This is a genomic window from Pseudomonas sp. GT1P32 (genome assembly GCF_054897805.1).
In genome coordinates this window covers 260005-281847 of the sequence record NZ_CM142704.1, presented here as the reverse complement: position 1 = coordinate 281847, position 21843 = coordinate 260005, and the positions used below count along the sequence as shown (strand labels likewise).

Annotated in this window: 22 protein-coding genes and 1 pseudogene; 9 read left to right on the top strand and 14 right to left on the bottom strand. The window is 60.5% G+C overall.

Annotated features, from left to right (window positions below; translation table 11 throughout):
- Positions 1-17: 17 nt before the first annotated feature.
- A pseudogene (locus tag ACYZUC_RS01345) lies at positions 18-1040 on the bottom strand (methyl-accepting chemotaxis protein); the annotation flags it as partial.
- A gap of 302 nt (positions 1041-1342) precedes the next feature.
- Here ACYZUC_RS01345 and ACYZUC_RS01340 point away from each other — a divergent pair.
- On the top strand, positions 1343-1600 hold the full coding sequence (locus ACYZUC_RS01340; RefSeq protein WP_461992920.1) for a hypothetical protein: 258 nt from the start codon (positions 1343-1345) through the stop codon (positions 1598-1600).
- Between the two features lie 49 nt (positions 1601-1649).
- Here the strand turns inward: ACYZUC_RS01340 and ACYZUC_RS01335 are convergent, their stop codons facing one another.
- The gene (locus tag ACYZUC_RS01335) at positions 1650-2381 is read right to left on the bottom strand and encodes a CPBP family glutamic-type intramembrane protease (protein WP_461992918.1); all 732 of its coding nucleotides are present in this window, start codon (positions 2379-2381) and stop codon (positions 1650-1652) included.
- Between the two features lie 382 nt (positions 2382-2763).
- Here ACYZUC_RS01335 and ACYZUC_RS01330 point away from each other — a divergent pair, with 382 nt between their 5' ends.
- The 3 genes from ACYZUC_RS01330 to ACYZUC_RS01320 all read left to right on the top strand — a co-directional run bounded on the left by ACYZUC_RS01330 (position 2764) and on the right by ACYZUC_RS01320 (position 4176).
- Entirely contained in the window at positions 2764-2994 is a 231-nt protein-coding gene (locus tag ACYZUC_RS01330; protein ID WP_461992916.1) for a DUF6555 family protein, read from the top strand.
- Between the two features lie 69 nt (positions 2995-3063).
- Positions 3064-3687, top strand: coding sequence for a hypothetical protein (locus ACYZUC_RS01325; RefSeq protein ID WP_461992914.1), 624 nt, complete (start codon positions 3064-3066; stop codon positions 3685-3687).
- Positions 3688-3741: 54 nt separating this feature from the next.
- On the top strand, positions 3742-4176 hold the full coding sequence (locus tag ACYZUC_RS01320; RefSeq protein WP_461992912.1) for a hypothetical protein: 435 nt from the start codon (positions 3742-3744) through the stop codon (positions 4174-4176).
- Positions 4177-4272: 96 nt separating this feature from the next.
- On the opposite strand, the gene ACYZUC_RS01315 is transcribed toward ACYZUC_RS01320, so the two are convergent.
- Together ACYZUC_RS01315 and ACYZUC_RS01310 are read right to left on the bottom strand one after the other, a co-directional pair.
- Positions 4273-4470, bottom strand: a complete 198-nt coding sequence (locus tag ACYZUC_RS01315) for a YbdD/YjiX family protein (protein WP_007900300.1) — start codon at positions 4468-4470, stop codon at positions 4273-4275.
- A gap of 14 nt (positions 4471-4484) precedes the next feature.
- Positions 4485-6542 carry a carbon starvation CstA family protein gene (locus tag ACYZUC_RS01310; RefSeq protein ID WP_461992910.1) on the bottom strand — a complete coding sequence of 686 codons (2058 nt, stop codon included), beginning with the start codon at positions 6540-6542 and terminating at the stop codon, positions 4485-4487.
- 352 nt (positions 6543-6894) lie between these two features.
- On the opposite strand from ACYZUC_RS01310, the gene ACYZUC_RS01305 reads away from it, so the two are divergent.
- The 3 genes from ACYZUC_RS01305 (at position 6895) to ACYZUC_RS01295 (ending at position 9359) form a co-directional block, all read left to right on the top strand.
- A complete protein-coding gene (locus ACYZUC_RS01305) occupies positions 6895-8256 on the top strand; it encodes a cache domain-containing protein (RefSeq protein WP_461992908.1) in 1362 nt (453 codons plus the stop codon).
- A gap of 26 nt (positions 8257-8282) precedes the next feature.
- Positions 8283-8915, top strand: coding sequence for a response regulator (locus ACYZUC_RS01300; RefSeq protein WP_017339266.1), 633 nt, complete (start codon positions 8283-8285; stop codon positions 8913-8915).
- A gap of 135 nt (positions 8916-9050) precedes the next feature.
- Positions 9051-9359, top strand: coding sequence for a DUF7693 family protein (locus tag ACYZUC_RS01295; RefSeq protein ID WP_461992906.1), 309 nt, complete (start codon positions 9051-9053; stop codon positions 9357-9359).
- Here ACYZUC_RS01295 and ACYZUC_RS01290 read toward each other — a convergent pair.
- Both ACYZUC_RS01290 and ACYZUC_RS01285 read right to left on the bottom strand, forming a co-directional pair.
- Positions 9343-10617 carry a glucarate dehydratase family protein gene (locus ACYZUC_RS01290; protein ID WP_461992905.1) on the bottom strand — a complete coding sequence of 425 codons (1275 nt, stop codon included), beginning with the start codon at positions 10615-10617 and terminating at the stop codon, positions 9343-9345. The two genes, ACYZUC_RS01295 and ACYZUC_RS01290, sit on opposite strands and share 17 nt — an antisense overlap.
- Positions 10614-12011: an MFS transporter gene (locus tag ACYZUC_RS01285; RefSeq protein WP_461992903.1), complete on the bottom strand. Its 1398-nt coding sequence runs from the start codon at positions 12009-12011 to the stop codon at positions 10614-10616. The genes ACYZUC_RS01290 and ACYZUC_RS01285 overlap by 4 nt, the downstream gene beginning before the upstream one ends.
- Positions 12012-12118: 107 nt before the next feature.
- Here ACYZUC_RS01285 and ACYZUC_RS01280 point away from each other — a divergent pair, with 107 nt between their 5' ends.
- Positions 12119-13021, top strand: coding sequence for a LysR family transcriptional regulator (locus ACYZUC_RS01280; RefSeq protein ID WP_461992901.1), 903 nt, complete (start codon positions 12119-12121; stop codon positions 13019-13021).
- A 135-nt stretch (positions 13022-13156) separates the two neighbouring features.
- A complete protein-coding gene (locus tag ACYZUC_RS01275; protein ID WP_461992900.1) occupies positions 13157-14017 on the top strand; it encodes a CAP domain-containing protein in 861 nt (286 codons plus the stop codon).
- Between the two features lie 30 nt (positions 14018-14047).
- On the opposite strand, the gene ACYZUC_RS01270 is transcribed toward ACYZUC_RS01275, so the two are convergent.
- From ACYZUC_RS01270 to ACYZUC_RS01235, 8 genes are all read right to left on the bottom strand, one after another.
- Entirely contained in the window at positions 14048-14680 is a 633-nt protein-coding gene (locus tag ACYZUC_RS01270; protein ID WP_461992899.1) for a Vgb family protein, read from the bottom strand.
- A gap of 35 nt (positions 14681-14715) precedes the next feature.
- A complete protein-coding gene (locus ACYZUC_RS01265) occupies positions 14716-15936 on the bottom strand; it encodes a helix-turn-helix domain-containing protein (RefSeq protein WP_461992897.1) in 1221 nt (406 codons plus the stop codon).
- A 109-nt stretch (positions 15937-16045) separates the two neighbouring features.
- A complete protein-coding gene (locus ACYZUC_RS01260; protein WP_461992895.1) occupies positions 16046-16450 on the bottom strand; it encodes an NUDIX hydrolase in 405 nt (134 codons plus the stop codon).
- Positions 16441-16947, bottom strand: coding sequence for a GNAT family N-acetyltransferase (locus tag ACYZUC_RS01255; RefSeq protein ID WP_461992893.1), 507 nt, complete (start codon positions 16945-16947; stop codon positions 16441-16443). The genes ACYZUC_RS01260 and ACYZUC_RS01255 overlap by 10 nt, the downstream gene beginning before the upstream one ends.
- Before the next feature lie 156 nt (positions 16948-17103).
- Entirely contained in the window at positions 17104-17304 is a 201-nt protein-coding gene (locus ACYZUC_RS01250) for a YbdD/YjiX family protein (RefSeq protein ID WP_008033844.1), read from the bottom strand.
- A 125-nt stretch (positions 17305-17429) separates the two neighbouring features.
- Positions 17430-18674 (bottom strand): dihydrolipoyllysine-residue acetyltransferase, encoded by a 1245-nt coding sequence (locus ACYZUC_RS01245; protein WP_461992891.1) that lies wholly within the window; start codon positions 18672-18674, stop codon positions 17430-17432.
- Between the two features lie 40 nt (positions 18675-18714).
- Positions 18715-21414: an alpha-ketoglutarate dehydrogenase gene (gene mdeB, locus ACYZUC_RS01240; protein WP_461992890.1), complete on the bottom strand. Its 2700-nt coding sequence runs from the start codon at positions 21412-21414 to the stop codon at positions 18715-18717.
- Complete coding sequence (locus ACYZUC_RS01235; protein WP_461992889.1) at positions 21411-21830, bottom strand: hypothetical protein; 420 nt, start codon at positions 21828-21830, stop codon at positions 21411-21413. Before ACYZUC_RS01235 ends, mdeB begins: the two co-directional genes overlap by 4 nt.
- Positions 21831-21843: the final 13 nt, after the last annotated feature.

The following is a 21843-nucleotide window of genomic DNA, read 5'->3' as shown; positions in this document are numbered from 1 at the left end:
ACCGGTTGCAGCTTGTCGAGGAAGCGGTTGAACCAACCGGCGAGCTCGCCCAACTCGTCCTTGCGCGAGTAGTCGAGGCGACGGGTCAGGTCGCCTTCACCGCTGGCGATGTCCTTGAGCATGCTGGCGACGCCAAGGATCGGTCGGGTCACGCCACGCGCCGTCAGCCACACCAGGAGCAGACCGGCGATGGCGGCGCCTATCCCGAGCAGCAGCTCCAGCCAGGTTCCCTGGGTGTTGCGCACGTCCAGATCGTTCTGCAAGGCCATGGCCGGCGCCAGCAGGGTCGTCATGGGTACGTCCAGCAACACGGCCCAGGGCTTGGCATCTGGAATGGGTTGCAGCGGTGCCAGCACCTGCAAGTGGTCGTTCGTCTGCTGCTCATGCCCCTGCCCCTGGCGTTGCAAGTCCAGCAGCTCGGCCGCTTCGCCCGGGTAGGCCTTGGACAGGCTCTGGCCGAGCAGGCCGACGTCCACGCTGTGACCGGCCAGCAAGCCGGCCGGGCTGAGGATACTGATGGCGCCCTGCCCCTGATAAAGGCCCTGACTGCCCGCCGTCGCCAACTGCTGGAGATTGCTCAGGCTGATGTCCATACCCACCACCGCGATCATGCGACCGTTCTCGATGACCGGAAAAGTCAACGTGGTGATCAGCGTCTTCTGCCCCGAAGCGTCATCGAAGTAGGGATTCAACAAGCAGGGTTTAAGGCTTTGCTTGGGGCAATTGAACCAGGTATTGAAAGGGCTGCCGTCGAGCATGGGCGTGGCGTCGCTGATCATGTCTTCGGTCACCGCCAGGGTGTTCAGGCTTGCACCGCGCTGTGCCCAGTAAGTGGCGAAGCGGCCTTGTTCGTTACTGCCCGTTTCGGCACGACCGGCAAAAGCGGAGTCGTCGCCGCCCAGCGCATCCGGTTCGAACACCAGGTAAAGGCTGAGCAGTTGCGGGTTGGCCTGCAACGCCTCTTTGATCTGCTGGTTGAGCGAATCACGCAGGGCCTGACCGTCCAGATTCAGTTTCTGCGCCTGGCGACGCTGGCGCATTACTTCGCGGGATAAGTTCAGGCCATCCTGGTAGGCCGACATGAAGTAACGCTGGATGGTCAACGCCTGAACCTTGCCCTCCCCGTGCATGCGTTCGCGGGCCGATGCTTCGAGCATCTGCGCACTGCTTGCCTTGACCAGCGTGGTCCCGGCCCCCATGCGGTAGAGCGAGATGCCAATGAGCATGGCAACGATAGCCAGCAGACAGAGGCCGGTCAGCAGGGTGATCTTCCATTGGATGGAAAGTCGGTCAAGAGGCATTGAAGCAGTCCTTGTGCGGAGATACTGGTTGAGGTCCGACGATGCGCGCATTGACGGCGGAACCCGACGGCAACGTTGATCGGGTCAGCTCAGCAAGCAGTACTGGCCCCCTGACATCAATCACCAGCACTTTTCACGCCAAAGACATAAAATCCTTTAATTACAATGATTTAATTAAAAAACTGGAACCGCGTCGCCGCAGACAGAAGGCCCCTGTGTCAAATTTTGCGACAGACTATCTCTACTTGAATCACTACCTGACCGGCCTCAACATTCGCGATCTGGCTGCTAATCGCTGAGCACCGAGTCGATATCTGCAAACCCTGAGCAGCCCCCAATGCTGATCAATCACATGGGAACGGCGATGAGCAATATCGCCGTCCCGTGTGCAGCGGTGGCGGCGATCACGCCGTAGCGCATGCGGACGAAAGCACAGACCAGCCCCTCCAGCAATGTGAACAGTAGAATCGGCCAGCCAATCCGGGTGACGCTCAGTGCCAGAAACGAATGGCAGGCCGAGAACGCGACAGCGCTGATCAAGGCGGCTCGTACCGCAGAGGTGTGGTGTTCGAGGTGACCTTGCAGGAACCCGCGAAACAGCACTTCTTCCAACGCATTCCCGCCGTAGGCCAGCACGACCATGCCCATCAACCAGGGCCAGTAACCGGCTATTTCGCCTACACCGATACCTTGATAGAGCCGCAGCGGAACGCCGATCGCACACCCGGCAGCAACACCCAGTGCAAGCCCTGCAGCCAGATTGCCCTTCCTCCAGACGACGAGTTGCCAAAGCTGCGGGGCGATCCTTGCCAGCACGGCGACGATCGCCAGCGACAGCGCACCCAGCACGGCCAGGACAAACGGATTCGCAACAAAGCCGATCTGCACATCGCCACTCAGGGACCATAAGCGCAGCGGGGTCATCACATCGCGCATCAGGACGAAGGTCAGCAGCAGGATCGCAATGCGCAAACCGGGTTGCGTCTTCGGCGTCAGCCAGAACCAGAGAGCACAGAGGCTAAAACCGGGCAGCAGATAAGTGCCGTAATCGATCAGTAGCGAAAGTCCCTCTTCAATCATGTGTCTGTCCGTTGGCGTCGAGGCGAGTGCCGGGTTATAGCATCCACTTCAGAAGAATGTGAGCGGCAATCCAGGGAGACGCTGCGGCCACGCCCAATCCGAACACCAGGAAAGCGGACAGATAAACCGCAAAAAATCCAATCAGCACCCGCCTCGACATCACCCGCCTCCAGAAACATTGAAACGCTCAAACCGGCTTAATGGCTTGGACGTGCGGCAAATTGCACAGTTCAATGTTCCGCGAGGCCGGGTATTCAGACGCCATTGCACCTCAGGTGGGTGCTGAACACCTGCGCGTTGGCAAACTCAGAGCGACGTCCGAAAAATAAAAGGAACTGGCACTACGCCATCAGTGTCGTAGTGGCATGACCTGGAGAATCGGATGACCCGCGCTCGGCATTTTCAAATCAGCTATTGCTTCAAAAAAAGACGGCAGGTGTTTATCCAGCCGGACTCCCACATGAGTGATGAAGATGCCTGGTACTACGCGTGCCTGCACGCGGGCGTGAGCCTTTTATATGGCGAACACCACAATCAGCAAAATCACCTGAAGTTGCGCGCACATGCTGAAAAGTCCGGTTTGACTCACGTTATCTGGGAGGAACTGCCATAAAGCAGGCAGAGCCTGCAACCTGGCGCTACGCTCAACACTGTGCATCTTCCTCTAAAAAAGGTAGTCATCATGCCTTTGTCTCTGAGGTTATCTGCCTGGGCTCCAGGCGGACTTCTGCTGCTGGTGCTTGTTGTCGGCAACGCTCAAGCGCAAGGCAAAACCTGCGAATGCGAGTTCAGTAGCCACGACTATCAGGCCTACGGCACGAGTGGTGCCTGTGGTGTGTTCATGTACGCGAAGGCCAGTATCTGCGAGATCTCCTTCGCCGGTATCGGCGCCAATCCCGATGTGCTTGTTAACCCGAGGCTGGGCACCAACACGCTGCAGGCCCAGTCAGACATCGCCCCGGATATTTTCAGTCGTTATCTGGAGTTCGTTAAAACGGGCGATATCACCCAACTCAGCGATCGCGCATTCATAGAGCGCAGTTTGCCTGTCATGGCCCGCGCCAGCCTGTACCGCGCAGCCGTGCAAATAGCAGAAGCGCCGATCAAACAGCTCGATGCCTTGACTCAAGATGTGGCACACAAATACAGCGGCGAAATGGAAGCGATTTTCCTCGGCAAAAAAGAGCCGCACACCCTCAAGTGGGATGCCGAGAGCGACGTTGAGCTAGGTCGCGGCTATGTCCAGATCAATTACCGAAAGGATACTCAGCTGCGCATTCTTTACTTCTCGCCAGCACAGAGGTGAAGGCTCATGAACTTCACATGCCTTGAAGAGCTGTCGGACCTTGAGCGGGTGGCTTTGTTTGCGGCCCTGGGCTTTGCCGCGATTTTACTGCTCATCGGCCTTGGCTTGTCCTTTCGACTGAAGCTCTGGCAGACACTGGCGGAAATCCTCTACGACAACATCCATTTAAAGTTGCCGCCTCCCCTCCTTTGCCTGGCGATTAGCTTTGCGCTGTTGGGCGGCATTTATTGGTACCTGGATCGCCAATACCCGGCTGACAGCCTTGTGTTCAGTTCAAAGCCGTGGACGCTTGGGGAGATCAAGCAGCGATTGGAGACGGTGTCGGGGGTGGACATACAACTGAAGGGCGACGTGGCGGGGTTTGCGATTGATCGGCGGATCAGCGGGGCTTGCGCGAGTGATGTGCTGAAATCGCTGTGTGACAACTATCGGGACAAGCTTGTGTGCCGCAATGAACCGGGGCGAACCCTCATCGAACGTAAACCCTGAAAAGCAGAAGCCCGGCTTGTCGGCGATGGCGTCCTGAAGATCGCTATCGCCGGCAAGCCGGGCTCCTACAGTGGTGTGTTGCTTAAGCCTCGTGCATCAACAGCACTTCGGCCCGGCCTTGCTTCCGTAACGCGCTTCCTGGCGTTCGCGGAAGAACACCTCGTAACTCATCACCGGTTTGTCCGGATGTTTGGTCTGCATATGCTCGACGTAAGTATCGTAGTCGGGCATGCCGACCATCAGGCGCGCGGCCTGACCGAGGTATTTACCGAGGCGACTCAGGTCATTGAACATGCTGCACTCCTCGATCAAGCATTCGGCAGAGCCTGGAATGGCGCTTCTTTATCCGTGCGCTCCTTGGTTCCCCACGCGGCAATGCCGACCTTGAGGGCAAAGAACAGGATGCTGAACACCACCAACAGGAACAGCGCGGTCAACGTCGCATTGGTGTAGGCGTTGTAGATCACGTGCTGCATCTGCTCGATGCTTTTGGCCGGCGCGAGTACCTGACCGTTGGCCAAGGCATCGCTGTACTTCTTGGCCAGCGCGAGGAAGCCGATCGCCGGGTTGGCGTCGAACAGCTTGATGAATCCGGCGGTGGTGGTGCAGATCAGCAGCCAGACCGCAGGCAGCATGGTCACCCAGACGTAGCGCTGGCGTTTCATTTTGATCAGCACAACCGTCGCCAACATCAGCGCGATACCGGCCAGCATCTGGTTGGAGATGCCGAACAGCGGCCACAAGGTGTTGATGCCACCCAGCGGATCGATCACGCCTTGGTAGAGCAAGTAACCCCACATCGCCACACAACCAGCGGTGGCGATCAGGTTGGCGGTCCAGGATTCGGTGCGTTTCAGCGCCGGCACGAACGAGCCGAGCAAATCCTGCAACATGAAGCGACCGGCACGGGTACCGGCATCGACTGCGGTCAGGATGAACAGCGCTTCAAACAGGATCGCGAAGTGGTACCAGAACGCCATGGTGTTTTCACCCGGCAGGACGTGGTGCAGGATCTGTGCGATACCGACCGCCAGGGTCGGCGCACCGCCAGCACGAGCCAGGATGGTGGTTTCACCGATGTCCTTGGCCACCGCTTGCAGCGCTTCCGGGGTAATTGCAAAGCCCCAGCTGCTGACGGTCTGCGCAACCGAAACAGCATCCGCGCCGACAATCGCCGCTGGGCTGTTCATGGCGAAATACACGCCCGGATCGATCACCGATGCCGCAACCATGGCCATGATGGCGACGAAGGATTCCATCAGCATGCCGCCGTAACCGATGTAGCGGGCATGACCTTCACTGGCGAGCAGCTTCGGCGTGGTGCCGGAAGCAATCAGCGCGTGGAAACCCGATACCGCGCCACAGGCAATGGTGATGAACAGGAACGGGAACATACCGCCCTTCCACACCGGACCGGTGCCATCGATGAACTGGGTCAGTGCCGGCATTCTCAGCTCGGGCATGGTCACCAGAATGCCGATCGCCAGCGCAATGATGGTGCCGATTTTCAGGAACGTGGAGAGGTAGTCACGCGGCGCCAGAATCAGCCACACCGGCAGAACCGCGGCAACGAAACCGTAACCGATCAGCATCCAGGTGATCTGCACACCGGTGAAAGTGAACGCCTTGGCCCACACTGGGTCAGCGGCAATCTGCCCGCCCAGCCAGATCGAGCCCAGCAGCAGGAACACGCCGATGATCGAGATTTCACCGATGCGGCCCGGACGGATGTAGCGCATGTAGATGCCCATGAACATCGCGATCGGGATGGTCGCCATCACGGTGAACATGCCCCAAGGGCTTTCGGCCAGGGCTTTGACCACGATCAGCGCCAGCACCGCGAGGATGATGATCATGATCAGGAAGCAGCCGAACAGCGCGATGGTGCCGGGGATGCGGCCCATTTCTTCGCGGACCATGTCGCCCAGGGAGCGACCGTTGCGACGGGTGGACATGAACAGGACCATGAAGTCCTGAACCGCACCAGCCAGCACCACGCCGGCGATCAGCCACAGTGTGCCGGGCAAGTAGCCCATCTGCGCCGCCAACACCGGACCGACCAGCGGACCTGCGCCGGCAATGGCTGCGAAGTGGTGACCGAAGAGCACGTGTTTGTTGGTCGGAACAAAGTCCAGACCATCGTTATTGAGTACGGCGGGAGTGGCTCGATTGGGGTCCAGTTGCATCACCTTGTTGGCGATGAACAGGCTGTAGTAGCGGTATGCGACGAGGTAGATGGCGACGGCTGCGACTACGATCCAGAGGGCGTTGATCGCTTCGCCGCGGCGCAGGGCCACGACACTCAGCGCAAACGCTCCCAGAACAGCCACGGCAAACCAGGCGAGGTGTTTAGCCAGACGGGGCATAGCGTGTCTCCTGCCGACAGCTTGTGACTGCGGCGGTAATTTTTATAATTGTGTCCGCTGTGCGGAGCTGGCCCAATATCCGCGCATGCCGTCCACAAATAAATCCGCGTTACTACGTACGCACTCTCTACGTAGTTCTACGTAGAAAGCGCAAAACCTGTAGGAGCCGGCTTGCTGGCGATGGCGGCGGAACTGACACACCGCGTCGCCTGAATCGCCAGCAAGCCGGCTCCTACAGTTCAGCGTCGTCCAGAAAGCCGCAGGTCATTCCGTCCAGCAGCGCTACTGGACGCGCGTATCTTTGGCATATGATGCCGGCCTTCGCCTTCCCCCGGTCCGGACAGGAGCCCAGATGCAGCTCAAACACAAAATCGTCGCGCTCGGGATTCTGCCGCTGGTGTTGGCGATCGCTGTCATCTGCGGGCTGGTGATTTCCCTGAACCGCCAGGTGGGTGATCAACAGGCGCAACTGATCGAAGACAGCATCCTGGCGAGCAAACGCGCCGAACTGAAAAACTACGTGGAAATGGCGCAAAGCCTGATCGCGCCGCTGTACGACGACGGCCACGGTGACGAACACGCCCAGCAACGCGTGCTGGAGGAACTGCGCAAACTCAGCTTTGGCATCAATGGCTACTTCTTCGTGTACGACCGCGAAGGTCGCAGCCTGATGCACGCACGGCAGTCGGAACTGGTCGGCCAATACCTGTGGGACATGAAGGACCCGCACGGCCTGCCGGTGATTCAGGCGTTGCTCAAAAGTGCGCAATCGGGCGAAGGCTTTCAACGCTACGCCTGGAACAAGCCGTCCTCCGGCCAGGTCACCGACAAGCTCGCCTATGTGGTGATGCTGGATCGCTGGGGCTGGATGCTCGGCACCGGCATTTACCTTGAGGACGTCGAACGCGCGACCCAACAGGCGCGTGACGAAGTGGCCCAGGGCATCCGCAAAACCATGCTGGCGATTGCCGCTGTGGCGCTCGTGGCGGTGCTGTTCGTGTTTGCCAGCGGCATGACACTGAACGTCAGCGAGCACCGTCTGGCCGACAAAAAACTGCAACGCCTGACCCAGCGAATCGTCAGTTTGCAGGAGGAAGAACGCTCGCGGGTTTCCCGTGAACTGCACGACGGCATCAGTCAGGTGCTCGTCTCCATCAAGTTCCAGTTCGAACTCGCCAGCCATGTGCTGGAGAATGGACAAGACAAGGGTTTGAGTATTTTAAGAGAGGCCACTGAACGTCTCGGCGAGGCGATTGGCGAGGTGCGCAGCCTCTCCCACGACCTACGCTCATCCTTGCTCGACACCCTGGGGCTGTCGGCAGCCATCGGTCAACTTGCCGAGGAATTCGAGCAACGCAGCGGCCTCACCGTGACCTACATCGACAACGAATTCGACTGCCATCTGGTCGATGGCGCGGCGGTTTCGTTGTTTCGCATTGTGCAGGAAGGCCTGACCAACATTGAACGCCACGCACAGGCAAAAAACGTTTCCATCAACCTGCACGGTTCTGAAGAATCCATCCGGCTGACGGTGATCGATGACGGTATCGGCTTCAACGTCGCCCAGGTCGAACGTGGCCATGCCGGCATCGGCTTGCGTAATATCCGTGAGCGTGTCGAGCACTTTGGCGGCCGGTTCGAGCTGATCTCGGTGCCGGGAAGAAGTGAGCTGGACGTGCTGCTGCCCATGAAAATGCCCGGCACAAAACGCTGATCAGACAATAAGAGTGAATGCCCGTGATAAACCTGCCCTCCCCGATCCGCGTCGCCCTGGTCGACGATCACTCCCTGGTTCGCGACGGGATCAAGGCGCTGCTGTCCGTCATGGCCCCGCTGGAAGTGGTGGGTGAAGCCGAGAATGGCGCGGACGCCATCGAGATGGTCGGACGCTGCCAGCCTGACCTGTTGCTGGTCGACATCAGCCTCAAGGACATGAACGGTCTGGAGTTGACCCGGTTGCTGCGCAGCCAGTACCCGTCGCTCAAAGTGCTGGTGCTGAGCATGTACGACAATTATGAATACGTGAGCGAGTCCGTGCGTTCGGGTGCCAGCGGTTATGTGCTGAAGAACGCACCGTCGCGGGAGATCATCGCAGCCATCGAAGCCATTGCCAGTGGCGGCACGTTCTACAGCGCGGAAATTGCCCAGCGGCTCATTGCTGATAAAAGTACCGACAACGAGCTGACGCCGCGTGAAAGCCAGGTGTTGTACAAAATGGCCCAGGGGATGAACAACAAGGAAATGGCCCGTGACCTCGACATCAGCGTGCGCACGGTTGAAACCCATCGCCTGAGCATCCGTCGCAAACTCAACATCGACAAACCGGCGGCGCTGGTCAAATACGCCATCGACCACGGGATCATTTCCCCATAAACCAGCTGAACACTACCCCCTGTAGGAGCCGGTTTGCCGGCGATGGCGTCCTCAAGATCGCCATCGCCAGCAAGCCGGCTCCTACAAGGTTGGGTGTCGTTGCCGATTTTTTACCTGAGCCCACCGGAGACACCCGTGCCACCGTTGACCACCCGCGAGATTTACCAGCTATTGCGCGACGCCGCCCTGGAGGTTCGTCCCCTGCGGCTGATAGGCGAACCTTCCGCATCCGGCCTGGTGCAGGTCGACATCGAGGGTTGGCAACTGAGCCTCGACATCGACGACAACCACTTGCGCCACTGCCAACGCTGCCAGAGCCCGGACGGCCGCGAGGGCCTGTTCGACAATTGGCAACGTTACGGCACCGACCCGGTCAGCCTGCTCAGCACCTGGGAACTGGCGCAAATAGAACGCCTGCTGACCGAGCTCAAAAACGCGGTTTGACCGCCTTCCAGTCCGGTTTGTAACGCTGCATCTGCTTCACGTCATCGCGCTGGCGGATGCCACAGGTCAGGTATTGGTCATGCAGCTTGCCCAGTTGATCGTGATCCAGTTCCAGACCCAACCCCGGCGCGCGAGTGATTTTCACGCAGCCATCGACGATCGGCAGCTTGCCGCCCTTGATCACCTCTTCATCCGGCTCCTGCCACGGGTAATGCGTGTCGCAGGCGTAATCCAGATTGGGCACCGCGGCCGCAACATGCGCCATCGCCATCAGGCTGATGCCCAGGTGCGAGTTGGAGTGCATCGACACGCCAAGACCAAAGGTGTCGCACATTTTCGCCAGCGCCTGTGTGTCGCGCAGCCCGCCCCAGTAATGGTGATCGGCGAGGACAATCTGCACGCTGTTCAACGCCACGCTACGGCGGAACTCGTCGAAATCGGTGACCACCATGTTGGTCGCCAGCGGCAGCCCGGTGCGTTTGTGCAGCTCAGCCATGCCGTCGAGGCCCGGCGTCGGGTCTTCGTAATATTGCAGGTCATCGCCCAGCAATTCAGCCATGCGAATCGATGTTTCCAATGACCAGTTGCCATTCGGGTCAATACGCAGCGGGTAACCGGGGAAGGCCTTTTTCAGCGCCTTGATGCACGACACCTCATGCTCCGGCGGCAGCGTGCCGGCCTTGAGTTTGATGCTCTTGAAACCGTAGGCCTCAATCATCCGTCGTGCCTGGGCAACGATCTGCTCTTCGTTCAGCGCCTCGCCCCAATTGTCCGGTTTGTACGGCGAATCGACATGCTGCGCGTACTTGAAAAACAGGTAGGCGCTGAACGGAATCTCGTCGCGAATCGCCCCGCCCAGCAAGTCCACCAACGGCACGTTCAACGAATGCGCCTGCAAATCCTGGAACGCCACTTCGAACGCCGAATAGGCGTTGCTCACCGCTTTGCTGGCATGGGAGCCCGGAGCCAGTTCCGCGCCGGCAATGCTCGCCGGTTTGTGCGCCGCCACGGTGGCCTGGACGATGCGCCGCAGTTGATTGAGGTCGAACGGATCGAGACCGATCAGTTGCGATTGCAGTTGCTGCTGGATCAACAGCGCCGGCGCATCGCCGTAACTTTCACCCAGACCGATGTAGCCATTGTCGCTCTCGATCTCGATGATCGAACGCAGCGCGAACGGCTCGTGAATCCCGCTGGCGTTGAGCAGCGGCGGATCACGGAAAGCGATGGGGGTGACGGTGACTCGTTTGATTTTCAAGAGGCTGCTCCCTTTGGACCTGAGCTCAAGGCTTGATGACTGACTGATTTTTCTGGGACTGCGATGTCGACAGGTTGGCCGCTCAACACGCGAACGGGATCACCACGCGGGGCGGTGCGGGCAAAGAAGATCACCACCGCCGCCACCAGCGAGGTGGCCGCCAGCCCATAGAGACCGCCCTCGATGGAGCCGGTTTTTTGTTCGAGGAAACCGAACGCCGTCGGGGCGACGAAGCCGCCGAGGTTGCCGATGGAGTTGATCAAAGCGATCACCGCCGCAGCGATGCGCGCGTCCAGATAGCCTTGCGGAATGGGCCAGAACAGTGCCGAGGCGGCCTTGAAACCAATCGCGGCAAAACAGATGGCGACGAAGGCGAAAACCGGCCCGCCAGTGGTGGACATGAACATGCCGAATGCGGCAATCACCAGGGTCAAGGCGACCCATGCCTGCTGGTGTTTCCATTTGCTGGCCATGGCAGCGAAGCCATACATCGCGACGATGGAAATGATCCACGGAATCGAGTTGAACAGACCGACCTGGAAGTCGCCGAGGTTGCCCATTTTCTTGATCATGCTCGGCAGCCAGAACGTCGCGCCGTAGATGGTCAGGGCAATGGAAAAGTAGATGAAACAGAACAGTGCGATCTGCTTGTCGGCGAGCAATTTGAACATCGACGGCTTGACCGTCTGCGTGGCTTCGCGGGCCTGTTGTTCAAGGGCGATGGCGCCCACCAGTGCATCCTTTTCTTCCGTGCTCAGCCAGTTCGCCTGGCGCGGATGGGACTGCAACCAGAACCAGACAAACCCGCAGAGCACGATCGAGGCGAAGCCTTCGATCAGGAACATCCACTGCCAGCCGTGCAGGCTGAAACCGCTGACGTGCAACAGCGCACCGGACACCGGCCCGGAAATCACCGAGGCAATGGCCGAGCCGCTGAGGAAGATCGCCATGGCCTTGCCGCGTTCGGTCGACGGCAGCCATTGGGTGAAGTAATAAATGATGCCGGGGAAGAACCCCGCTTCGGCCGCACCGAGGATGAAGCGCAGTACATAGAAACTGGTTTCTCCGCGCACGAACGCCATGGCCATGGCCGCTGCGCCCCAGGTAAACATGATGCGCGTCAGCCAGGCGCGGGCGCCGTAGCGTTGCAGCAGCAGGTTGGAGGGGACTTCGAAGATTGCGTAACCGATGAAGAACAGCCCGGCACCGAGGCCATAAGCGGCGGCGCCAATGCCAAGGTCGGTTTCCATGTGACTGCGCACGAAGCCGATGTTGACCCGGTCGATGTAATTGACGATGAACATCACCACGAACAGCGGCAGCACATGGCGCTTCACCTTGGCCGCTGCGCGGGCGAGCACAGTTGGATCGGGCGGACTCTGGAGGGTATTCAAGGGGGCGACTCCCGTTCATTGTTTTTTTAGGGACGAGCCGATCATGGACGCCGACATTGATCCCGTCTAATCTAACTTGGCATTCGATTGATACCTGGATTAGATCAATGTTCGAACTGACCCAACTGCGCTGCTTCACCACGGTGGCCACCGAACTGAACTTCCGGCGCGCCGCCGAACGGTTGAACATGACCCAGCCGCCGCTCAGCCGACAGATTCAGCTGCTGGAACATCACCTGGGCGTCGAGCTGTTCACCCGCACCACCCGCAGCGTCGCCCTGACCGCCGCCGGCCGCGCCTTCTTCATCGAAGCGCAGAACCTGCTCGAACGCGCCCAGCAAGCCGCCGCGACCGCCCGGCGTTTTGCCGAGGGCGATATCGGCACGGTCAACATCAGTTTTGTCGGCAGCGCTGTGTATGAATTCCTGCCCAAAGTCATTGCCGAAGCCCGCCTCAAGCAACCGCACGTGAAAATCGACCTGTCGGAGATGAATACCTACCAACAGCACGAAGCCCTGCGCGCCCGCCGCATCGATCTGGGCATCGTCCGCGCGCCGTTGCTGGAACCGGGCTACGCCACGGAATGCCTGGTGCGCGAGCCGTTTGTCCTGGCCGTGCCCAGCCATCATCGATTGGCCAGCGCCGAAATCGTGTCGGTCAAAGACCTCGATGCGCAACCGTTTCTAATGTACTCCCACGCCGCCTACCCACCGTTCAACGAACTGCTGACCGGCATGCTGCGCTCGGCCCGCGTCGCCCCGGAATACGTGCAGTGGCTGGGTTCGTCGCTGACCATTCTGGCGCTGGTCAACGCCGGCATGGGCCTGGCGCTGGTGCCACGGTGCGCCAGCAGCGTGGTGTTCAAGAACGTGGTGTTTCGCGATATCGATCTGGGGGAAGGCGTGCAGAGCGAGTTGCATTTGATCTGGCGCGAGAACAATGACAACCCGGCGTTTGCGATGTTGCTGGAAGGGATTCGCACGGCTGTGCGCGAGGGATGGGGGGGTTGAAGGTACGTCTGTCGGACACACGAAGTCGCCGGTAAATATGCGCTCCTGCCCCGTGAACCTTGTTTCAACTCCCCAGTCTTACAGCGGCGCCAATTCCTCCCCTAACCGCCGCCATCTCTTCAGAGCTGTCCCTCCATGCGCCAAACCGCCCACGCCTTGCGCTTGACTTCGCTGTGCCTGTTTACCTTGCTTTCTTTTACCTCCAGCCCCGCCCACGCCGGCGCGGAACGGCAACTGGTGGAAGCCATCAACGATTACCGCGCCCACCCACAACGCTGCGAGCGGCGTCCCGCCCAACGCTTGGCACCGCTGGCGCTGAAATCGAATCTGGCCCTGCCGATCGGCTACGGCGGCGGCTTGCGGGACCGGTTGAAAGCGTCCGGTTATCAGGCTGTGACCGTGCGCACTCTGCGCGTGGTCGGCGCGCAAGATGCCGAAGAGGCCTTCGACCTGCTGCAGAGCGATTACTGCACGGCATTGCTGGATAGCCAATACGCCGATATCGGCGTCAGCCGCAGCCGCAGCGAATGGCAAGTGGTGCTGGCGCGGCCGGTGCTGGACAGCCAGATGAGCGACACGCGAGCCGTCAGCCAGGCGTTGCTCGCCCAGGTCAACGCCGCGCGGGCAAAACCGCGTATCTGTGGGCGCCAGCGCTTTGCCGCCGCCCGGCCACTGGCCTGGAATGCCAGCCTCGGGGCAGCGGCGCAGGGCCACAGCAAGGCAATGGCCTACGGAAATTACTTCGCACACCGCGATCCCGACGGTGATATGCCTGCCGACCGGGCGCGGGCTGCCGGATTCCGTGGCCGCCAGATCGGCGAAAACATCGCCGCAGGCCAAGGCTCACCGAGCAAGGCAATGGCAGGCTGGCTCGCCAGCCCCGGACATTGCGCCAACCTGATGAGCCCGCTGTTCACCCAAGTGGGAGCCGCCTACGCGACGGACGCTCGCAGTGATGAAGGGGTTTACTGGACGATGTTGTTTGGAGCGCCTTGAGGCCGGTCCCACCGCGAGCAGCGTGATGCGTCACGCTGGCCGCCGCACCGCCCTCACCTTCCCGCTGCCACCGCCGCCGCAGAAGAACTGATCGCCGCCATCGGACTCAAGTCCCGACACGCCGACTCCGGTCGGCATCTTGACGCTGTGCAGCACTTCTCCGGTTTTGGCATCCACGCGGCGCAACTCGCTTTCATCCCCTTCCCACGTTCCATGCCACAGCTGCCCGTCAACCCAGGTCACCCCGGTAACGAAGCGGTTGGACTCGATCGTGCGCAAAATCGCGCCGGTCTCGGGGTCGATCTGGTGAATTTTCCGATCGCGATAGCGGCCGACCCACAGCGTCCCCTCAGCCCAGGTCAGCCCGGAATCATTGCCGCCACCCGGTGCCGGGATGGTGTTAAGCACTTTGCCGGTCTGCGGGTCGATTTTCTGGATGCGGTCGGCGGCGATCTGGAACAGGTGCTGGCCGTCGAAGGCCGTGCCTGCATCGGCGATGACGTCGATTGAACGCAGGGTCTTGCCGCTGGCCGGGTCGAGAGCGATGAGTTTTTCGCCACTGGCAAACCAGACGCGCTCACCGTCCCAGGTCACGCCATGCACGCTGTCGACACCGGCGAACGGGCCATATTCGCGGAGGATTTCTGCGGTTGAGTGTTTCATCTCGGTTACCTCTTCAGGGGTTCGTGGCGTTCATCCTAGTCACTCGGCAGTGGCGCCGGGAGTAACAAGGTCGTCGCGAAACCCGGTACCGGCGGGGTCATCCAGCGCCGCGCCCGGCCACGTCCGAATGGCTGCACTTTGCCCGCCGCCGCCAGCGCGTCGAGTGTGCGTTGCACCGTGCGCTGGCTGGTGTCGAGGGCCAACGCCAGCGCCGAACTCGACCAGGATTCGCCGTCGGCGAGCAAGGCAAACAGCGCCGCGTGTCGTTCTTCGACCGGTTGCGCCAACACCACTACGTCAGATGAAACCAGCGCCACCAGCGCAAACCCGCGTTGAGTGGCGATGACGCCCGCCAAGGGTTTCAGCGCCACACGCAAGCGCCCGACTTCGACACGCAAGCGCGCTCGATGGGACTCGTCCGAAAGCTTCAGGCGGAACGCCCGGCGGATCAGTGTTTCCCTCGATACGTCCGCCGGCCACGCTTCGGCCAACGCCCGAGCGAGGGTGAACAACACCGGGCGCCTGGCGAGGGAAACCGACATGCCAACGCCGCGCACGGCATAACGGCAGGCGTCCACCACCAACGCGGTCGACCCAAGCACGGCTTCAACTTCATCCAGCCACAACGGTCGCTCTTCGCCATGGGCGATCAGGCGCGCCGCCGGGGAATTCAGGACGTTAACGGCGTTTTCGACTTCGCCAGTGAGCGCCGGGATACTCGCCTCGCGTGCGACATGTTCGGCCCTCGCCAGGGCAAGCCGGGCTGTTTGCGATTGCAGGCGGCGGATGGCAATCCCCGCCACCACCAATTCATGGGCGGCGCGCAGCACCGGCGGCAACGGTGCGGGATCCAGCGCGGCCAACAGAACGTCCGCCTCGTCGAGCCGACCGATCAGCACCAATCGCCGAATCTGCAGATACCGCGCGTGGGCGGCGTTCACTCGATCCCCGTGGGCCTCAAGCGTCAGGCGTGCCGTTTCGAGCGCCTTCACTGGCCAGCCCAGGTCACGCGAAGCCAGCGCAATTTCGGCCTCGGCCACCACGCAGCGCGCCCGCGCCAACGGCTCTTTCGGCCCGAATGCGCGCGCGGCGCTTTTCACCAGCGCTTTCGCCCGAACCAGATCGCCGAGCTGCGCCATGGCGATGCCGCGCAACGCGAGCGCGGGCGCATCGTCACGCAACGCCACCCGGTCCAGCGCACCGAGCGGATCACCCGCCGCGAGCGCCCGCGCTGCGGCTGTGATCAATGAGTCCATAAGAGTAGCGCCACGGTTGTCGCCCCTGCCGTTCGATAACCCTGGTTAGTCTAGTCACGCGGCAGCTGAGCACGAGGCGCGATTGTTTGCGTTTGTAAGGGCCCTGTTTTCAACAAAGACGCCGACTCAAGAACCCCAGAGCGTCCTTGAAAACCTGATGCCATTCGTCACTGGGCTTGCTCGCCAATGGATGCCAAAAAAACGCGAATTCATGACCTCCATCGTCCGCTGCAAAATGACACCAGGCATCTGGAAGGTTCTGCGTCACGCGACACTCGTGAAACGCCCACGTGTGTCCTGTGATCATCGAATTCCAGGTGCCCAGATCCCGCATTACTTCGCCCCTGATACCGGCCTCTTCGAACAACTCCCGGACAGCCGCGGTGCCAGTCAACTCTCCCGGCTCCACGCTACCCTTGACCAGTTGCAGACCTGCCAGCGGATGCCGGAACGCTAAAATTTCCAGCCGCTCGATGTTGCGTGTAACCACGGGGCAAGCCTTGTCTACGCGCATGGGATGTCCGCGGGGCGCGCCTGGGTGAGCAACCTCATATTTAAAAGCGCGACCCGACGACCATCCGGCGATAACCGCTCCTCGATCTCAAACGGTACAAAACCGAGTTGCGGGTACAGCAACAGCCCCGCAGTGTTTTCGTTGAAACACGAAATCTGCACTTCACTGGCCCGGTGACGATCGATCGCCAGCCCCACCATCGTTTCCACCAGAAATTTCGCCACGCCTTTCCCCCGGGCCTTGGGGGACACGATCACGTTGCCAATCGTGCACACGCCCTCACGCTCGAACTTGTAAAAGTTCGCAAAACCAATCACGGAGCCGTTCTCTTCAACCACCGTTGAGTCAGAACGTTGGGCAATCGATGCCAGTAGCTGGTCGTCCGTCAGCGGGTACTGCGCCTTCGGAAACATGAAAAACAGTTCTTCAGGGTTTTGCGGGAAGTTGCAGATCGTCAGAACATCTTCAGCGCGTACGGGGCGGTGGGTGAGTGGCATGATTTGGCTCCATCCAAATGGCGGTGTCACAGATTACTGATTGCAGGCTCCGGATTAAAGTGGCTGCATACGGACAGTTTGCTGACCCTGAAATGCAAAAAGCCCCGCCCTCTCAATGAGGACGAGGCTTTTCGGCAGCCGCCGTTCAACCGGCGTTCAGCAGCACCGCGTCGTGCAGCTGCGTTTGCCGTAACGTGCTTCCTGACGTTCGCGAAAGAATGCTGAATAGCTCATGACCGGCTGGTCCGGATGATTCAGCTTCATCTGCGCGACGTAGTTGTCGTAATCCGGAACGCCCACCATCAGGCGCGTGCTCTGGCTGAGGAACCTGGCGGCAAGCTGCAGTTTGCGGAACATGGCAAAAGCCTCTTTGTGGTGTTGGACGGCCTCATCAAACCGCACTCATGTATCTGCATTGTGTCCGCGACCGGGGAATTTGTATGTTCAAGTGGCTGAACGAACCCGACAAACCGTCCCCCCGATCACAGAACCAGCCTGCGGTAATCCGCCAGCACACTGCTCAGATAGGCGTTGAAACGCCCCGCCTCCGTGCCATCGATCACGCGATGATCCCAACTCAGGCTCAACGGCAGCATGTTGCGCGTGACAACCTGCCCGCCCTCCAGCGCGAGTCGCTCCGTGCTTTTGCCCACCCCGAGAATCGCGACTTCCGGCGCATTGATGATCGGCGTGAAATAGGTCCCGCCAATGCCGCCCAACGACGAGATTGAAAAGCAGCCGCCACTCATCTCGGCAACGCTCAACTTGCCCGCCCGCGCCTTTTCAGCCAGCGCCGACATTTCCCGGGCAATCGCCAGCACACCTTTCTGATCGACGTCCTTGATGACGGGGACGACCAACCCTTCGGGTGTATCGGCGGCAAAACCGATGTGGCAATAACCCTTCAACACCAATTCGTCGCCGTTGAGACTGGCATTGAACTCCGGGAATTTTTTCAACGCACCCGCACAGGCTTTCATCAACAACGCCAGCAACGTCAACTTGACCCCGCTGCCGGCCTTTTCCTTGTTCACCTGCACGCGGAACTGTTCGAGTTGCGTGATATCCGCGTCGTCATGATTGGTCACGTGGGGAATCATCAGCCAATTGCGATGCAGGTTGGCCCCGCTGATTTTACGGATGCGCGACAGTGGCCGGGTTTCCACCGGCCCGTACTTGGCAAAATCCACCACCGGCCAGGGCAGCAATCCGCCCAACGGCTGGGCACGGGTTTCAGTTACCGTCAGTGCGCCTTTCACATGGGCCAACACGTCGTCCTTGGTGATGCGGCGACGCAGGCCCGTGCCCTGAATGGCCTTGAGCGAAACACCCAGTTCTCGAGAGAACTTGCGAACCGACGGCGAAGCCAGCGGCAAGTCCGTTGGCGGATCAGCCGCTTCGATGAGCAACCCTGGCGAGGCAATCGGCTGAGGCTCTATGACCGTTGCAACAGGCTCGATGCGGGGGGCAGGCGCCGCCGATAGACCTTCACTCTCGATAAAGGCAATCGGCGATCCCTCGCTGACTTTGTCATCCAGACTGACCACCAACGATTGCAACACGCCCGTCTGCGGCGATGGAATTTCCATGGACGCCTTGTCCGTCTCGACAATGATCAGGGTCTGCCCTTCGACCACCGCATCGCCCGCCTTGACCGGTATTTCGATGACACCGACATCCTTGGCATCGCCGATGTCGGGCATTCGCACTTCATGCACATTCTTCATGACCATTTCCTGAAAATTCGACTCGACCTGAAGCCCGGCTTCAAGCGTCCCAAGGCGCGATGGCGTCAACATCAATCCCGTAGCGCGCAATCGCTTCGGCACACACGCCGGCATCGAGGCGCCCGTCCTGAACCAGTGACGTCAGGGCGCTCAAGACGATCTGATGGCGGTCCACTTCGAAAAACGCGCGCAACCTGCTGCGGGTATCACTGCGGCCGAAACCGTCGGTGCCGAGCACCGTGTAACGCGCCGGCACGTAGCTGGCGATCAGCTGGGGCAAGGCACGCACGTAATCGGTGCTGGCAATGATGGGTGCCGCGTCGTTGAGCGACTCCTGAACGTGGCTGCGCCGCGCCGGTTGTCCCGGATGCAAGCGATTCCAGCGCTCCACTTCACGGGCCTCGCGAGCCAGCTCGGTGAAGCTGGTGACACTCCAGACCTCGCTGTCGATGTTCCAGTCGCTGGCCAGCAGCTCGGCCGCCGCGATCACTTCAAGCAGGATCGCACCGGAACCCAGCAACTGAACGCTGCCACGTGCGTCCTCGACTTCATGCCGGGCGAACAGGTACATGCCCTTGATAATTGCCTGTTCGACGCCCTCGGGCAGGTTGGGCTGCGGGTAGTTTTCGTTCATCAGCGTGACGTAATAAAACTCGTCTACCTGACGCTCCAGCATCTGGCGCATGCCGTGATCGAGGATCACCGCAAACTCACCGGCGAACGCCGGATCGTAGGCCCGGCAGTTGGGCACCATCGCCGCCATCAGGTGGCTGTTGCCGTCCTGATGCTGCAAACCTTCGCCGCCCAACGTCGTGCGTCCCGCCGTGGCGCCGAGCAGAAACCCGCGCGCCCGCTGGTCCGCCGCCGCCCAAATCAAATCGCCGATACGCTGGAAGCCGAACATCGAGTAGTAGATGTAGAACGGCAACATCGGCAGGCCATGCACCGAATAGCTGGTCGCGGCGGCCACCCAGGAACTGATCGCACCGGCCTCACTGATGCCCTCTTCGAGAATCTGCCCGTCAAGGGCTTCGCGATAACTCAGGATCGAACCGATGTCCTCCGGCTCATAACGCTGGCCCACGCTGGAATAAATCCCGATCTGCTTGAACAGGCTGGCCATGCCGAACGTGCGCGCTTCATCGGCCACGATCGGCACGATGCGCGGCCCCAGTTGTTTATCCCGGAGCAAACCGCTGAGCATCCGCACGAAGGCCATGGTGGTGGACATTTCCTTGCCTTCGGCGGCAATGGCGAACCCGGCGTAGCTGTTGACGTCGGGCACGGCCAAGGACGTCGACGTGGTGGGCCGCGACGGCATGTAACCACCCAATGCCCGGCGACGTTCATGCAGGTAGCGCATTTCGGCGCTGTCGTCGTCTGGTTTGAAGAAGCTCAGCGAGGTCGCCTGTTCATCGGTCAACGGCAGATTGAAACGGTTACGGAAGGCGATCAAGGCATCCTTATCGAGTTTCTTCTGCTGGTGCACGGTCATCTTGCCCTGCCCGGCGTCGCCCATGCCGAAGCCTTTCTTGGTCTGCGCCAGAATCACCGTGGGTTTTCTGCCCTCGCGCATCGCGCTTTGGTAGGCGGCGAAAATCTTCACCACGTCGTGGCCACCGCGTTTGAGGCGGTCGATCTGCTCATCGGTCAGGCCCTGGGCCAGATGAGCCAGGGCTTCGTTCTGACCAAAGAACTGATCGCGGTTGAAACGTCCGTCCTTGGCGGCGAACGTCTGGAACTGGCCATCGACCGTGGCGGACAGGGCCTTGACCAGTGCGCCGTCGTGATCCCGGGCAAACAGTCCGTCCCAGTCAGAGCCCCAGACCAGTTTGATGACGTTCCAGCCGGCCCCACCGAACAGCGCCTCCAGCTCGTCGATGATGCGACCGTTGCCCCGCACCGGACCGTCCAGACGCTGAAGGTTGCAGTTGACCACCCACACCAGATTATCCAGCCCTTCGCGTGCCGCCAGCGTCAGGGCCGACATGCTTTCCGGCTCATCCATTTCACCGTCGCCGAACACCCCCCAAACGGTGCGCCCGGCGGTGTCTTGCAGGCCGCGGTGTTCCAGGTAGCGCATGAAACGCGCCTGGTAGATCGAGCTGATCGGACCGATGCCCATCGAGCCGGTCGGGAACTGCCAGAAGTCCGGCATCAACCACGGATGCGGATAACTCGACAAACCCCGGGCACCATTGGCGCGCGCGCCGATCTCTTGTCGGTAATGCTGCAAGTCCTTCTCTTCGAGACGGCCTTCCAGAAAAGCCCGTGCATAGACACCCGGCGCCGAGTGCGGCTGGTAGAACACCAGATCGCCGCCGCTGGTTTCAGTGCGCGCCCTGAAGAAGTGGTTGAAGCCCACTTCAAACAAATCGGCAGCGCTCGCGTAACTGGCGATGTGGCCACCGAGTTCCCCGTAGGCCTGATTGGCTCTCGCCACCATGACCAACGCGTTCCAGCGCATGATCGAGGCCAGGCGTTCTTCGAGTGCCAGATCCCCCGGGAACACCGGCTGCTGCTCAACGCTGATGGTGTTGATGTAGGGCGTGCCGTGACGGGGCCGCCAATTCATCTCGCAGGTGCTGGCCAGCGTCACCAGCATGTCCATGATCTGCCGGGCCTGCCCGGCGCCGCCGTGGGCAACGACCGATAGCAAGGCATCGCGCCATTCAGCGATTTCCTCGGCATCTTCCGTGGTCTGGCCGGGTAACTGGGCATGAAGATCGGACGGGTTCATGGGCATCTCCTGCAAAAGGCTAATTCGGTATCAATACGCGGTGGAGGGTTCGCTCGGGCCAGGCTTTTGACCTGCTCGACCGCTTCGATGACGGAGCGCTCGGTCCGGGCATCCCGGGCTATCGGGTAAATATTGATTCTGCGCTTGGGCAAATCGCGTAAAAAGCGCTTATCCAGTTCGCCTGACACGACAAGGCAGTAATCACAGGTGGATGTGTGCGTTTCAAACATTCCAGCGGTCATCGGCGCGACATCAACCTGCATCAGTGCAATGTTTTCAAAGCAACTGAAACTGTGGTGAATCAACTCTAGATGTTCACTGCCCAGTCCAGCAGTGATCACAACAATGCGCGTGCCACTTGAGGGCTCGCGCATCCATTTCCTGGCGTTATTGCGACGGTCGGCAGATCGGCTCATAGGCGTTGCCTTT

What these genes read in the sequence shown, in the direction of transcription:
- ACYZUC_RS01340 (WP_461992920.1), top strand. Translation starts at nt 1,343, where the DNA reads ATGCGCGCATTGACGGCGGAACCCGACGGCAACGTTGATCGGGTCAGC.
- ACYZUC_RS01335 (WP_461992918.1), bottom strand. Translation starts at nt 2,381, where the DNA reads ATGATTGAAGAGGGACTTTCGCTACTGATCGATTACGGCACTTATCTG.
- ACYZUC_RS01330 (WP_461992916.1), top strand. Translation starts at nt 2,764, where the DNA reads ATGACCCGCGCTCGGCATTTTCAAATCAGCTATTGCTTCAAAAAAAGA.
- ACYZUC_RS01325 (WP_461992914.1), top strand. Translation starts at nt 3,064, where the DNA reads ATGCCTTTGTCTCTGAGGTTATCTGCCTGGGCTCCAGGCGGACTTCTG.
- ACYZUC_RS01315 (WP_007900300.1), bottom strand. Translation starts at nt 4,470, where the DNA reads ATGTTCAATGACCTGAGTCGCCTCGGTAAATACCTCGGTCAGGCCGCG.
- ACYZUC_RS01310 (WP_461992910.1), bottom strand. Translation starts at nt 6,542, where the DNA reads ATGCCCCGTCTGGCTAAACACCTCGCCTGGTTTGCCGTGGCTGTTCTG.
- ACYZUC_RS01305 (WP_461992908.1), top strand. Translation starts at nt 6,895, where the DNA reads ATGCAGCTCAAACACAAAATCGTCGCGCTCGGGATTCTGCCGCTGGTG.
- ACYZUC_RS01280 (WP_461992901.1), top strand. Translation starts at nt 12,119, where the DNA reads ATGTTCGAACTGACCCAACTGCGCTGCTTCACCACGGTGGCCACCGAA.
- ACYZUC_RS01275 (WP_461992900.1), top strand. Translation starts at nt 13,157, where the DNA reads ATGCGCCAAACCGCCCACGCCTTGCGCTTGACTTCGCTGTGCCTGTTT.
- ACYZUC_RS01270 (WP_461992899.1), bottom strand. Translation starts at nt 14,680, where the DNA reads ATGAAACACTCAACCGCAGAAATCCTCCGCGAATATGGCCCGTTCGCC.
- ACYZUC_RS01265 (WP_461992897.1), bottom strand. Translation starts at nt 15,936, where the DNA reads ATGGACTCATTGATCACAGCCGCAGCGCGGGCGCTCGCGGCGGGTGAT.
- ACYZUC_RS01260 (WP_461992895.1), bottom strand. Translation starts at nt 16,450, where the DNA reads ATGCGCGTAGACAAGGCTTGCCCCGTGGTTACACGCAACATCGAGCGG.
- ACYZUC_RS01255 (WP_461992893.1), bottom strand. Translation starts at nt 16,947, where the DNA reads ATGCCACTCACCCACCGCCCCGTACGCGCTGAAGATGTTCTGACGATC.
- ACYZUC_RS01250 (WP_008033844.1), bottom strand. Translation starts at nt 17,304, where the DNA reads ATGTTCCGCAAACTGCAGCTTGCCGCCAGGTTCCTCAGCCAGAGCACG.
- ACYZUC_RS01245 (WP_461992891.1), bottom strand. Translation starts at nt 18,674, where the DNA reads ATGAAGAATGTGCATGAAGTGCGAATGCCCGACATCGGCGATGCCAAG.
- mdeB (WP_461992890.1), bottom strand. Translation starts at nt 21,414, where the DNA reads ATGAACCCGTCCGATCTTCATGCCCAGTTACCCGGCCAGACCACGGAA.
- ACYZUC_RS01235 (WP_461992889.1), bottom strand. Translation starts at nt 21,830, where the DNA reads ATGAGCCGATCTGCCGACCGTCGCAATAACGCCAGGAAATGGATGCGC.